Raw genomic sequence first — 13,628 nt, forward strand, 5'->3', positions numbered from 1 at the left:
GGTCGGCCGCGACTTCATTGCATTGTTCATGGGGGCTCACGAGACGGTTGTCGTACTGGCGTTCAGGACGCCGACCTCGCGCCAGACGGAAGTGTCCTGAGCCTGGTCGACAAGGGAAACAGCGGACTCAGCTTTCAAGATCATTGTGGCTGGATGTTGTGGCGTGAAGGCTTCCCAGGAGGGCAAATCAGGATGCTCGGGAGCTCCTGTTCGGGCAAAGGCCGCCCATGCCCCGTGGATTTTGGCGGCAAGTGCATGGGCGGATGGATCGGTGGCAGTGAGCCCAGTTGCGGCGGTGTTGTTGAATACGAACACGCCCTCGCTTCCGTGGGTTGCTCGGGAAACTGTTGCCCCGTTAGGGGCGTAGCCGAAGTCAAAAAGGTACATGTAGACATTCCCTGGACCGGTTTGAGAATGTGTCTCGGCCAACTGAATGCCAGGGATACGGAACGTTGCGTCGGTGAGGAAAGCCAGTTCTACCTCACGGCCGGCTGCTCCTGGCCGGTTTGCTTTGTAGGAGTCGGTAATTTTCCACTTTTGTTCTTCGGTTAACCTGGTGCCGCCGATGAATTCGTTGTTGGCGTCGCCGTCATAGAGCACATCCATCTCATGTCGGCACGAGCCGACAAGGAGCGGAATGGCTGTGGTGGCACCGCCTGGTGGCGGCTGCCAAGGTTCGTGCTGGATGGACGTGCCGTCAACTACAGGCTTCCACGCAAGCAGGTTTGGGGACATGTTCGCATCCGCCCTGACGAGGTCGTCTATTGGCGTGGTCCTTAACCGGTGAAGCCGCGATGTGCTCACTCCTAAATGGTGCAGGTAGCGCAAGCTCGTTTCGGTTGCCTCGGCGCGGGAGGCAACGGTGATGGGACTGAAATTCGACAACGCACCGGCTTGCAGGATGGCCTTGTGGAATAGTCCGGAGGCCTTCGGCATGGCCATGAGGGAATGGGCCTTGGCGGCACCTCCGGATTCCCCGAAGATTGTGACGTTGCCGGGGTCCCCGCCGAAGTTCTCAATATTCGTGCGGACCCACTCGAGGGACGCGACTATGTCGAGCAGGCCCACATTGGCGCTGTAATCCTCCCTAGGTGCCAAGTCATTGAGGAATAAATAGCCGGAGACGCCCAGCCTGTGAGTGGGTGAGACCACGACAACGTCCTCGTTGGTGGCGAACGAGGCGCCATTCTCCCGTGCCCGCGTGGGGGCTCCGGTTGCGAATCCCCCACCGTGAAGCCACACCATCACCGGTCGCTTTGCGCCGGCGTCGGTTGACTTGGTCCACAGATTCAAGGCAAGGCCTTGGTCGGAGTGCGGTCTTGGATAGTAGCGGCCCCAGAGGTCGGCATGTTTGTCTGCGCCGGTGTCGGGAATCTGGGGAGCGATGCACGGCCACTCGTTGCATTCAAGGACTCCTGTCCATCCACTGGGTTTGGAAGGCGGCCGGAACCGACCCGCGCGATCAAAGGGGCCGGCGAAGGGAATGGCCCTGAATTCGTATGATCCCCCTGACAGGTGACCTCTCACAACACCATGTTCTGTCGTAACGTCGATGTGATTAGGCGGTGCAGCCATGGACCGGTCCTTTCGAGGGCAGATTGGTCAAATGCGATTCAAGCGAAATTGGCCAAGAGAAGGCGCGCTGGCGCCACTTCCAAGCAGAGAAATGCTTCCGGCTTTCCCACGAGAACCTGCAGGACCGTCACACCTGAGAGGTGATGCGGTCAGGTGTTCTGAGAGCCTTGTGGGCAAATAAAGTCAGGGAATCTGCTGGCATGCATCTTTCACTTGAGGAAAGGCCTTCTGGTACGCATGCCCGGCCGGGGAAGGGCGGAGCACCGGCATCCTGATCGCCCTTGGCTTGGTGCAGGTGATTGCTTATTCGGGGCAAACAGGCGCCAGGTCAGCGGAAGGATCCAACCCGGAAGCTTTCCATGATGTGCCGGTGAAGGAGGGCATACGCGGCAATGAGCGGCAGGATGCTGATCAGCATTCCAGCCAGTTGCGCGCCCAGATCGACGCTGTACTGAGCTGTAAATAAAAGCAGTCCTGGCGCGACCGTGGTGCTGTTTGGTCGAACGAGAAGCGGGAGCGTATGGGAGAGGTTATTCCAGGCATAGATGAAGCAGAGCAGCAGATTACTCAGGATGGCACTTTTCGACATCGGCATGACGATTGACGCGAAGATCCGGGCTTCGCTAGCGCCATCGGTTTTGGCCGACTCTATGACATCGAGTGGGAAACCCGAAAAGAATCCGTACATGAGGGTTACGGTCAGGGGAAGCCAGCCTGCCGCAAACACCAAGCCAATACCCGCTGGGTTGCTTCGGATTCCCAGATCGCCCGTGATGGAATACAGGGGAATGATTACCGCCAGGAAAGGCAGCGCGTAGAGGACTGCGAAGTAACGTTCAAAGAAAGACGAGGCGAAGCTTGTCCTCCTTGCCAGCGCGTAGGCCGCCATTGTCCCAGCGATGGTGGAAGCCGCGACTGCGACCACGGAAAACACGATGGTGTTCATGAAGTAGGTGGACATTGGTTCGCCGACCGCCACGCCTTCCCAGCCACGGATGAAATTGTCCAAACGCAGCGGGTTGGGAAGGCCAAGTGGATCGGAGGAGATCTGTGTCTGGGTTTTCAGCGCTCCCAGAAGGATCGTGAGGACCGGAGCAACACTGGTTGCTACCCACACGGCGACGGCGAGGGTCGCTATGGCGTTTCCGGTCAGTAATTTGCGGGGACCCGTTTTCACGGTCACAAGATGGGGAGATTGCGCGGTGATGTTCACGTTTACTGCCTGCTCATTTTTTGTGGGCGGAAGAAAAAGGTATACGCCAGCGACAGGCCTACGATCACGACCGTGCTGACCATCGCTGCCGCCGAGCCGTAGCCAAAGTTGCCGAAGTCGAAGGCGTTCCGGTAGACGAAGGTCGCCACGATGTCCGAGGCTCGGCCGGGTCCACCCTTCGTTAAGGCGTATACGGAGTCGAGGAACTTGAAGTTTGCAACGAGCTGGAGCCCGGTAACCACGATGAGTACGTCCCTGGATAGGGGCAAGGTGATGTGACGAATCCGCTGCCACGCATTGACACCGTCAAGTGTCGCGGCCTCATTCACCGACTCCGGAATGTCATTCAGCGCAGCCAGCATGAGGATCATGGGGATCCCCGAATACTGACAGATGAGTGCAACAATGGTGATCGGTAATGCCGCGTCCGCATTGGCCAGCCAAGGCTGGCTGAGCTCTGGATTAATTGCCCGCAAGATCGCGTTCACCCATCCAAAGGTAGGATCCAAGGCATTTTTCCATGCCAGCGCCACGAAGGTGGGCGGGAGGATGACCGGTAGGAAGGCGAGGAACTTGAGCGTGCGGCTGAAGGGGATTTTGCGATGAAAGGCTACCGCCAGCGCAGTTCCAACGCCCACAGTCCCGATGGTTGTCCAGAATGTGTAGACGAGCGTCCGCCACAAGGCCTCAGCTGCCTCTCTGTCCTGGGCCAGTCTGTTCAGGTTTTCCAGCCCCACGAAGGAAGCCTTGCCGAAGCCCTGCCACTTCTGAAACATGAGGGGGAAGGACTGGACGAACGGGACAACAGTGAACATGACTGTCAGCACGACAGCGGGTGCCAGGAACGCGATGAAGATCGTCCGCTGCGACCCCGTCGGCCGCCGTAATGTGGTTTTCTCGGCCGCACCCAGGTCAGGTGCCTTGGAAGCGGCCTGGTTCGCAGCCTTCCGGCTGTGGCTCCGGGTTAAAGTTCGCAGGCTCATAGAAGTTCCTTTTCGGGAAGGGGTCGAGAGAGCTACTGGCTCTGCCGGTAGCGGTCAGCTGCGTCCTGCAGCGCTTGTCCGGCCTGCTGCGCTGTCATTTTTCCGGCGAGAAGCCCGTTTCCGACCGCGCTGGTCATGGGTTCAATCAACTCGTTGGGAACCAGAGAAAACCACGCCGGGATGAGTTCGTGATTCTTCAGTTCAGCGGCAATGTTCGCCTCCAGAGGGGAGCTGATGACCTTGGACAAGTCCAGGTCAGTTCTTGCGGGCACCCGGTCCATTCCCGTTTCAAGCGTCGACTTTTGCACCATGTAGCTGATGAAGGACTTAGCCAGCTGCGGATTGTGAGCCTTTGCCGGGACCATAAAGGAATCGAGGCCAATTGGCATTGCAACTTTAGAACTCTCCCCCACCGGCGGCAGAAGAGCAAAGTCCCAATCGAAACCCGGCTTGGCAACGGGAGGGGCCCAGGAGCCCTGCAACCATGCGGCAGACTTTTGGGTGTCGAACAGCGCGCTGGCCTGGTCGTACGTCACGCTCGAGTACCCTTCGGGGAAGAGTTTGTCCGACCATTCTTTTAGCGCCTCGAGGGCCCGGATGGAACAGGGGTCAGTGTATTTGGGCGCGTTCTGTGCGTCCTTCTTCCAGTTCCCGGACATTTTCAAGTAGGTTTCGGTGCCGCACGAGGAAGGCAGCAGGTGAGACCACGGCAGGTCCGGCAGAGCCCCGGTGGCGGCAACAGGTGGGACGTATCCTGCTGCTTTTACCTTGTCCATTGCCTGGAGGAAGTCAGTCTGGGATGCGAAAGTCCTATCCTTCGGGACTGATACGCCGGCCTTATCAAAAGCGCTCTTGTTGTAGAAGAGCTGGGGAAGGACTGTCAGACCAAGGGGCACGGCATATTTCTTTCCGTCAGAGGCAGTAGCAACCTCTGCGGTCGTTTTGTCATGGACCGCTGCCAGGCCGTCCTTTTCCCACACGTCGTCCAAGGGAAGGACGGCTCCAGCTTTCACCCAGCGGTCCACCAGCTCGGTGTACAGGGTAAACGAAACGACATCAGGGGCCTCATCGGAGGTGAACAAGCGGCCGCCGTTGTTCCGCAGCTCGTTGTTGTCGATGCCTCCGACGTCGATTTTTGCCTCGGGATGTTCCTTCATGAAAGCCTCGGCGTACTTCTTGACGAAGGGCCAGTCGCCGTAGACCCGCACGCTCAGGTCACCGGAGAATTCCCCTCCCTCCTTTGTCCCGCCGGTATTCCCAGAGCAGGCGCTGAGGCCGATGAGGGAGACCAGCAGAGCAGCACCGAGTTTGGTTCGGGTTTTAGTATTCAAAATTTTCAAGGCAATCCTCCATGCGGGGGCCGCAGCTTGTGCCGGGCCAGATGCTGCCCCGTTCGAGAGCTTCGGACGGAAAGTCAGCGGAGTGAATATCGAATCAAAGGTGTTCTTAGAACGAAGAGTGGAAGATCAGCTGACCGCCATTGGACAGCTGCTTCCCGTTTAGTTCGACTCGGGGTCACCGATTGCGTCTACCCACTATTAATAACACGCTCTAGGAATAATCGTCTAGGCCCGCGTAAGCTTTCTTTGTGCCAGCAATCGCCTTTTCGCCTCTTAAAGCAGTTCGCGGTGAGGATCTTCGCCGCCAGAACCTCGCAGTGGTAGTCGCTGCCCTTGAGGGCACGACCCTATCTCTGACCGAGCTAGCAAAGGAGACGGGCCTTGTCCACGGGGGCGTGACCAATGTTGTGAACCAGCTGTTGGAACTGGGTTTCATAGTGGAACAACAGAAACTCCCGTCCGGTGCCAGGGGCCGCCCGAGCCGCAACTTCTCCGTGGCCGACAAGGCCGCTTTGGCGGTGGGGATCTCTGCAGGAAAAGATCGGGTTTCCGTCGAAGTTGTGACTCTGACGGGAGAGCGCCTGGGCTCGATGTCTGAGGCGGGCATCCCTTTGTCCCTGACGCCGGCAGAGTTCTCCTCCGCCGCGTTTGCGATGGTCGAGAAGCTGGTGAAGGAGGTGACGCCTGACCCCGTGCCGCTCAGCGTTGCCGTTGCCGTGCCCGGAAGGGCTTTCGATGGCAGGCTGACGTCGTTTGGTAGGCATTGGCAGGGAGCGGAAAGCGTCACGTTGTTTAGCCACGCGCCAGCCGCGGTCAAGCTATCCCAGATCATCAATGATGGTGCCGCAGCGACTGTGGCGGAACATCGACTCGGTGCCGCATCAGGTGTGGGAAGCGCTGTCATCATGTGTGGCACGGACGGCATCGCGGGCGGTCTTATCGATGAAGGCAGACTGGTGCAGGGCAGCCAGGGTGGCGCTGGCTCCCTGGGGCACATGAGTGTTGATTTCGACGGAATCGCTTGCTTGTGCGGCCTCCGAGGCTGCCTTGAACGCTACATATCACTGGAGGCCCTCGCGGGAGAACTGGGAATGCTCGCAGAATTGGAGGCAGCAACCTTGCCGGTTTTCGCAGACCATCTTGCATCACTTGCCGCGGCCGGAGATGCTGCTGTGCTGGCCGTACTGGAGGGGGCGCGACAACGGATTCACCGGGCAGTTACGATCCTGGGTCCAGTCTTCAGCCCAGACCTGGTTATTCTTAGCGGAAATATCGCTCCGCTCACGCCCTGGCTCGGAAGCGCCGGGGGTGGACCGAAGCTATCGTCAACATACCGTGTCAATTGGGTTCCACCCATTGTCGCCGGAGCCGTTGGAAGCAGAGCTGTCATTGAAGGGGCATCCGAAATTGCCCGACAGGCGCTTCTGCAAGACCCCTTGGCGCTGGCATCCTAGTCGTCGGATACCGATACCGCTGGCCTCGGCCAGGAAGTCGGCCCAGTGCCAGTGTCGTGGTCAGTTCCAGCACGCTGATCCGCGTGATCCGGTGTCCGCTCCCGCTGAAATTTCACGGGCGTTCGGTCACTTGCGCAACGTCCGGCGAAGTCTATGGCACTATGGTTCCGGCCACCCCTACTGCGCTTGCTGATCCTGGGGCAGCGCCGCCCGAAGGGCGGCATCAACGAAACGGCGCACGGGGGCACTCGGGCTCTTCCGGCATGCGAGCCTAACCTGCACCGGAGGAGCGTCGGAAACGAGCACGAAGTGGATCGCGGGATGAACGATTCTTCGTTGCGCGACCAGAGGTGCTACTCCAACTCCGCGGTTCGCCGCCACTGACTCAATCCATTCGTCAAAGGTTTCCGTTTCGATTACGGTTTCGGGTCGACGCCCCTCAGGCCATGACCATGGGCCCGTCGTCCCGCTAAGCGTGTTCACGACCAGCGGAAGATCCGGGATCTCGTCCCAAGGTATGCTTTCGCGTGCCGCCAGTGCGCTGGCGTAGGAGCAGACAGCGACGCGCTCCTCGTTGAAGAGCTCAAATATCTGCACGCCGGGAGTTGGGACGGCATGACCACGGATCACGGCAACTTCCACCGACCCCCGAGCCAGCGCAGCTATGGGATCTGCGCAGCTGACAAATTCAACCGAAGCTTTAGTCGAAGCCTGAAAAAGCCGGAGAGTGTCCTGAATCCAAGGGTCCGGGACCAACCAACTGAACCCTAGACGGACTGTAGCCCTTCCCGTGGAGTCCCTCACTGCTTGGTCCAACAGACCCAGTCCGGCCCGCACGTCCGACAAGAAATCCTGTCCCGCCTTGGTTAAGGCTACGTGCCGTGTAGATCGCTCAAGCAGCTTGACCCCGAGACTGTCCTCCAGGTGTTTGATTGTGCGGCTGAACGCTGGCTGGGTGATGTGCAGCGACTCGGCGGCACGGGTGAAAGAGCCGAGCTGCGCGACGGCGACAAACGCGCGAAAATGACGCAATTCCACATCCACAGCCTCACCTTTCATGCCGCTGGAGCATAAATCCAGTGTAGCTGGCAATTCACAGGACTGGGGAGCGCCCCTAGCGTTAGAAGGGTGCCAAGAATACAACAGATCACAGCCTCGTCCGATGAAAACCCACGCTTCGCACCCCACTGGTTCCTCATAGCGAAAGTCGCGGCAGCGCTTGCCGCAGCGATGGGGATCGGGCGGTTCGTCTTCACCCCTATCCTGCCGATGATGGAAGCTCAGGCTGGGCTTTCTGCTCAGGGCGGGGCGGATCTGGCTATTGGAAATTATGCAGGTTATCTCGTGGGTGCCCTTTTGGGCATTGCGTTCCCGGCCCTGACCAGGTCGTCGATCGCCTTCCGCGTCACACTCGGGGTCCTCGTGGCGTCTCTTGCACTGATGCCCGCAACGACTTCAGTGGTCGCTTGGTCCGCACTTAGGCTTCTCGCAGGCGCGTCAAGTGCCCTCGTCTTCGTTGTCGCAGTGTCCGCCATGCTGAGCGGGTTAACTGGTACCACACGTCATCTGGCCGGTTGGGGCTTTGGGGGTGTCGGTGCCGGCATTGCGCTCTCCGGGGTTTTGGTTGCAGTGGTTCGTACCGCTTCCACTTGGCTCCAGGCCTGGTGGGTGTGTGCGGCCGCTGTAGCGATTCTCGCGGTGGTCGCCTGGCGGCTGCCCGTGGGCGAGGTCCGCATCGTTGAAGCGGCCGGACTGCAGCAGCGGCCTCGTACCGGAAAATGGTTCACTGCTCTGTGGGTCAGTTATGCATTGGAGGGCATCGGATACATCATCGCCGGGACGTTCTTGGTCGCAGCAATCCAGTATGGATCCTCAAACGATATCGGGACCATGGTTTGGATCATCGTAGGGATAACGGCCGTACCCTCTTGTGTGTTATGGGCTCACTTGGCCCGGCGCTGGTCGCGGCCGGTGTTGCTGACTGCCTCACTGCTTATCCAGGCCGTGGGTATAGCCCTGCCCGCACTGTTTGGAGGAGCGGCGGTTGCACTCGTGGCCGCAGGATTGTTCGGCGCCACCTTCATGGGAGTCAGCTCTCTAACTCTGGCGATCGGTGATCACCTTCAGACCCCCCGAGCGGTTGCGCTGCTCACATGCGGTTACAGTGTCGGTCAAATACTCGGTCCGTTGTTGGCAGCCCCGCTGCTCCACAGCGGCTACAGCCAGGCCATGCTTCTGGGCAGCGCATTGGTCCTAGGAGCCGCAGTGGCCGCGGCGCTGATGTGCTTGCGGTTCCCGCATCAGCTCGTGGACAACACCAGCGGATCTTCGGCGTGAGCGCGACCTTTTTGTAACAGCCCGGGCGTCCGACGTCGTCAAGCGGAGTGTCTGGGTGGTCTGCTACGCCAGCTGCTTCTCCGCTCCATCGTCCACACGGCAAATGATCGGTTGTTCGAGCCCTTGCGCTTACCCGCCATTGTCATCTCGGCCTTCGCCCTGCAGATGATAGGGACAACGTTTCCGAATATCCTGATCTGTTCCACAGGACGGTCAATATGGGTAGTAGACATGCAGCCGCTTCGGCAGTTGGGTTACGAATTTGCCTAGGATGAAGAGGGCCACGGGGGCGAAAGCTCCCGTGGCCGTCTCCGTTATCGCGCGTAGGGGTCCGGGATGCAAACGTATTGCGTGGTGGTGTATTCGGCGAGCCCTTCTGCCCCACCTTCCCTTCCCAGCCCGGACTGCTTGACGCCACCGAAGGGTGCCGCTGCGTTTGAGATAACGCCGGTGTTGTAACCGACCATGCCGAATTCGATCTGCTCCGCGACACGGACCATGCGGGAATAGTCGGTTGTAAAGACGTAGGAGGCCAAGCCGTACTCGGAGGAGTTGGCCATCCTGATGGCTTCTTCCTCCGTTGTAAAGGTGGTTATGGGAGCGACCGGTCCAAAGATTTCCGCATCGAGGATGGAGGCCTCCCGTGGCACCTTGGCCAGGACGGTCGGGGCGAAGAAGTAGCCCGGCCCGTCCAGGGGGTTGCCGCCAACGGCGACGGTGGCTCCTTGTTCCACTGCCTCTGTGACCAGCGCGTGGATATTGTCCCGGGCTTTCCCGTCGATCAGGGGCCCGACTGCCGAGTCAGGATCGGTACCGCCGCCGACCTTCAGCGCGCCGAGGGTTTCCGCGAATCTTGCCGTGAATTCCTCCGCAACTGACGCGTGGACAAGAAAGCGGTTCGCAGCGGTGCAGGCTTCACCCATGTTTCTCATTTTTGCCGCCACAGCACCCTGAACGGCCTTGTCCAGATCGGCGTCCTCGAAAACGATGAAGGGAGCATTCCCGCCCAGCTCCATGGACGTTCGGAGCACGTTTTCAGACGCCGCGGCGAGCAGACGTTGGCCGACCTGCGTGGAGCCTGTAAAGGAGATTTTCCGTAAACGCCGGTCCTGCATCAAAGGGGTCGAAATCTCGGAAGCGGTCGAGGTTGCCACGACGTTCAGCACGCCTTTGGGCAGACCGGCCTCCTGCATGACCTGCGCGAAAAGCAGTGAGGTGAGGGGCGTAAGGTTGGCCGGCTTGAGCACCATGGTGCAGCCGGCCGCGATGGCGGGGGCGACTTTGCGCGTCGCCATTGCCAAAGGGAAATTCCATGGGGTGATCAGCAGGCACGGACCCACGGGTTTACGCTGGACCAGGATCCTGCTCTTGCCCTCGGGGGAGGTCAAATACCGTCCGTAGTCACGAACGGTCTCCTCGGAAAACCAGCGGAGGAACTCTGCCCCGTAGGTAACTTCCCCCCGGGCTTCGGCCAGTGGCTTGCCCATTTCCATTGTCATCAGGAGAGCAAAGTCCTCAGCGCGTTCTGTAACGAGCTCGAACCCCCGGCGAAGGATTTCTGCTCGCTCCCGCGGTGCTGTGAGCGCCCACGCCCCTTGGGCAGCGTCTGCTGCGTCCAGGGCGGCAATGGCATCGTTGCTTGTCGCGTCGGCGATTTCCAGCAGGGTTTGTCCGGTGGAGGGGTCTTCGACGGCGAATGTCCCCCCATCGCTGGCGTCGACCCACCTTCCGTCGATCAGGAGTCCGGTTGGCAGTTGCTCGAGAAGCTGTTGCGCGCGTTCGGGAATGACTGGGGTTGCTGTGTCCATGGTGTTGTCCTTTCAACGCTGGCGCAGGCCGGCGTCCGTGCTTAGTGGTGGGGTGTCCAGGGAATCTGTTGGGTGGTCTCGAGACGGATTTCTTCCCGGCAGTCAAAGGCGCGTCGTCCGCCGACATTCCCGAGGACCCAAACGACGGTGGAGTCATCCATCTTCATGTCAACGGTGCCCGGCCAGCGTTGGCCGGTGCGCTCTATAACTGTGACGCGGTCCCCGATGTTCAGGGCTGCCCAATCCTGAAGGTTGTCTTGGTTCATGAATTGCTTTCCTTGAGCCGGTTTACGTGGTGCTTCCCTGGGGCAGACAGCAAGGGGCCGCCGAATGGCAGCCGATGGCAGCGGCGGATTGAGGAGTCCGTTAACGGGCGTCTGGTGCAGCCATGCGGGCATGGGTGGCGGGTTTAATTGTCAGGAGGGGTAAGGGAGTGTGCATTTGCCTAGTCCGAGACGGGCGGCTGCATCGGGTCGGCACTAGCCGATGATGGTTTGTGCCTGCGGGAAGTTGCTGCTTTTGCGCATCTCCGCCAGGAACCTCGACATAGCCGGAGTGTCTTGGTTTTCTGTACGCCAGACGAAGGTTGTCTCGGCGTGTGAGAGTTCCTCCGGAAGGGTATGCACGGCGATTCGGTGGTCAGCTGCCCATTGGGATACGACGCCGCGCGGCAGGATGGTGACTCCCATGCCGGCAGCAACGCATCCGAGGATCCCTTCGAGGCTTCCGTAATCCAGGGCCGCCGGTTCTGTTTTGTTGCGGGAGGCCAGCAGTGCGAGGAGTTTGCGCCTGTAGTTGCAGCCGGAACGGAAAACGAGCGCCTTCGGGTTGGCGCTGGTCAGGGCTCTTTCCAGGTCTGGCGTGTTCCGGGACGAGACGAGGACGAGTTCTTCGACGAAGACTGTTTCCTCGCGCAGGTCCGGGTGTGCAACGGGTCCGGCTACGAAGGCGCCGTGAAGACGGGAGTCCAACGTTCCTTGAACCAGGGCGGCCGTCGGTCCGGTCTCGAGTACCAGATCGACACGAGGGCAGTCGGAGGTGAACGCTGCAAGGAGTTCAGGCAGTCTCCACCCGGCCGTGGTTTCCATGGAACCAATGGCCAGGCGCCCCGAGGGGTCATCGATATCGCCGATGAGGTCGATGCCTTCTTGCATGAGCCGCCCGACGCGTTCGGCATACGGCAGGAATTTTTCACCGGCACTGGTCAGGCTCACGCCCCTGGCGTGCCGGAGGAACAAGGGCACCCCGACCTCGTTTTCCAGTGCCCGGATCCGGGAGCTGATGTTGGATTGAACGGTCAGCAGTTCCTCGGAAGCCCGGGACATGCTCTTGGCGCGGGCCACCGCCAGAAAAAACTGCAGATCGGAAGTTTCCATGGAGTTCTCCTGTTCCTGTATGTCCATGATCCTCCGAACACGTCAACCCGCCCAGCAGGGGGGCCGACGTGTTCGGGGCTCTTTGCCTGACTGCCGCAAAAGGCAGAAGCCAGTCATTCGTCTTCCGGCGGGCGCTTTCAGGAGGTGGGGAGGGCAGGAATGGTGGTGGTGATGCTTTTTTCCTCCTGCTCCCATGCGCGCCGGACCAGCGGGCTGGCTGTTCCCTTCCTGAGAGCAACCAGGCAGATGATGAAGCTCAGGGACGTCATGACGAGGGGGTAGATCAGGCCTGCAAGGTCGTTGCCGGAGCTGCTGGTTGCTGCCAGGGCAATCAGGGGAGTGAAGCCACCGACGACGCCCAGGCCGATGTGGTAGGCCAGGGAAACTGTGGTGTACCGGATCTGGGGAGGAAACAGTTCGACCAGGAAGGCGGCCAGCGGGCCGTAGATCATGGTGATGAACAGGACCTGGATGGTGACGGAGGCTACGATCTGGACGTAGTCACGGGAGGGGGCTGCCGCCTGGATCCAGGAGAACAGCGGGAAGAAGCCGATGGCTGAGAGGGCAAGCCCGGCCAGGATAAAAGGGGGACGCCCGAACCGGTCCGAGAGCCGGCCGAATACGACGAAGAAGGGCGTTCCGATCACCAGGGCGACGCCGACGCAGATGTTCGCCTCGAGGAAGTTCATGCCCAGGACTGTCTGCATGAAGTACATGGAGTAGAACTGGCTGGTGTACCAGGCGACGCCGAGGCCGGCGGTAATGCCGAGCATCGTCACGATAACGAGGGCCAGGACATTTTTGTTGGCCAGTGCGTCCCTGAGGGGGGACTGGGAGAGCTTGCCGGCTTCACGCATTTCCTCGAAGACCGGGGATTCGTGCATTTTGAGGCGGACCTTCAGGGAGAAGATCACCAGTACTGCAGACAGCAGGAACGGGATCCTCCAGCCCCAGGCGTTGAAGGCTTCCTCTCCGACGACGAAACGGCAGGAGATTGTGACGATGATCGACAGCAGAAGTCCCAACGCGGCCGTCGTTTGCAGGACGCTGGTGTAACCGCCCCGTTTGGTGCGCGGGGAGTGTTCAGCGATGTAGATGGCCGCTCCGCCGTATTCTCCGCCGATCGCCAGGCCCTGGAGGAGCCGCATCAGCACGAGCAGGATGGGTGCAGCGAAGCCGATGGCAGAATAGGTCGGCAGCAGGCCGATGGCGCTGGTTGCACCGCCCATGAGCAAAAGGGTTGTCAGGAATGTCTTCTTTCGTCCGATGCGGTCTCCCATCCGCCCGAAGACCAGGGCCCCGATTGGCCGCACGACAAAGCCTGTGCCAAAGGCGGCGATGCTGATCAGGAGCGCCGCTGTGGCGTTCCCCTCGGGGAAAAACATCTTGGAGAAGACCACGGCGAGACTTCCGTAAATGTAGAAGTCGTACCATTCGATCAGGGTGCCCACGCTTGATGCGCTGATGACTTTGCGGAGCTTGGCCGGATCTGCCGGCTTGCCGCCCTCAGTGTTCTGTGACAGTTCAGTCATGTCGAGTCCT

The 13,628-nt window shown here is 60.2% G+C and carries 11 protein-coding genes; 2 read left to right on the plus strand and 9 right to left on the minus strand.

The window, feature by feature from the left end; genetic code table 11:
* Positions 1 to 36 precede the first annotated feature (36 nt).
* From PV772_RS11250 to PV772_RS11265, 4 genes are all read right to left on the minus strand, one after another.
* On the minus strand, positions 37 to 1,575 hold the full coding sequence (locus PV772_RS11250; protein ID WP_347886190.1) for a carboxylesterase family protein: 1,539 nt from the start codon (positions 1,573 to 1,575) through the stop codon (positions 37 to 39).
* Between the two features lie 328 nt (positions 1,576 to 1,903).
* Positions 1,904 to 2,788 carry a carbohydrate ABC transporter permease gene (locus tag PV772_RS11255; protein ID WP_347886191.1) on the minus strand — a complete coding sequence of 295 codons (885 nt, stop codon included), beginning with the start codon at positions 2,786 to 2,788 and terminating at the stop codon, positions 1,904 to 1,906.
* Between the two features lie 2 nt (positions 2,789 to 2,790).
* Entirely contained in the window at positions 2,791 to 3,771 is a 981-nt protein-coding gene (locus PV772_RS11260; protein ID WP_347886192.1) for a sugar ABC transporter permease, read from the minus strand.
* 32 nt (positions 3,772 to 3,803) lie between these two features.
* On the minus strand, positions 3,804 to 5,111 hold the full coding sequence (locus PV772_RS11265; RefSeq protein ID WP_347886193.1) for an ABC transporter substrate-binding protein: 1,308 nt from the start codon (positions 5,109 to 5,111) through the stop codon (positions 3,804 to 3,806).
* Positions 5,112 to 5,359: 248 nt separating this feature from the next.
* On the opposite strand from PV772_RS11265, the gene PV772_RS11270 reads away from it, so the two are divergent.
* A complete protein-coding gene (locus PV772_RS11270) occupies positions 5,360 to 6,565 on the plus strand; it encodes an ROK family protein (RefSeq protein ID WP_347886194.1) in 1,206 nt (401 codons plus the stop codon).
* Between the two features lie 177 nt (positions 6,566 to 6,742).
* Here PV772_RS11270 and PV772_RS11275 read toward each other — a convergent pair whose 3' ends face one another.
* Positions 6,743 to 7,624, minus strand: a complete 882-nt coding sequence (locus PV772_RS11275; protein WP_347886195.1) for a LysR family transcriptional regulator — start codon at positions 7,622 to 7,624, stop codon at positions 6,743 to 6,745.
* 69 nt (positions 7,625 to 7,693) lie between these two features.
* Here PV772_RS11275 and PV772_RS11280 point away from each other — a divergent pair, with 69 nt between their 5' ends.
* The gene (locus tag PV772_RS11280) at positions 7,694 to 8,902 is read left to right on the plus strand and encodes a YbfB/YjiJ family MFS transporter (RefSeq protein ID WP_347886196.1); all 1,209 of its coding nucleotides are present in this window, start codon (positions 7,694 to 7,696) and stop codon (positions 8,900 to 8,902) included.
* Between the two features lie 314 nt (positions 8,903 to 9,216).
* Here PV772_RS11280 and PV772_RS11285 read toward each other — a convergent pair whose 3' ends face one another.
* The 4 genes from PV772_RS11285 to PV772_RS11300 all read right to left on the minus strand — a co-directional run bounded on the left by PV772_RS11285 (position 9,217) and on the right by PV772_RS11300 (position 13,618).
* Positions 9,217 to 10,710 carry an NAD-dependent succinate-semialdehyde dehydrogenase gene (locus tag PV772_RS11285; protein WP_347886197.1) on the minus strand — a complete coding sequence of 498 codons (1,494 nt, stop codon included), beginning with the start codon at positions 10,708 to 10,710 and terminating at the stop codon, positions 9,217 to 9,219.
* A gap of 41 nt (positions 10,711 to 10,751) precedes the next feature.
* A complete protein-coding gene (locus PV772_RS11290; RefSeq protein WP_347886198.1) occupies positions 10,752 to 10,976 on the minus strand; it encodes a hypothetical protein in 225 nt (74 codons plus the stop codon).
* A 213-nt stretch (positions 10,977 to 11,189) separates the two neighbouring features.
* Entirely contained in the window at positions 11,190 to 12,086 is an 897-nt protein-coding gene (locus tag PV772_RS11295; protein WP_347886199.1) for a LysR family transcriptional regulator, read from the minus strand.
* Positions 12,087 to 12,223: 137 nt separating this feature from the next.
* Positions 12,224 to 13,618 carry an MFS transporter gene (locus tag PV772_RS11300; protein WP_347886200.1) on the minus strand — a complete coding sequence of 465 codons (1,395 nt, stop codon included), beginning with the start codon at positions 13,616 to 13,618 and terminating at the stop codon, positions 12,224 to 12,226.
* Positions 13,619 to 13,628: the final 10 nt, after the last annotated feature.

The sequence above is a fragment of the Pseudarthrobacter sp. CC12 genome (assembly GCF_039907755.1).
In the GTDB taxonomy this organism is placed as follows: Bacteria; Actinomycetota; Actinomycetes; order Actinomycetales; family Micrococcaceae; genus Arthrobacter; species Arthrobacter niigatensis.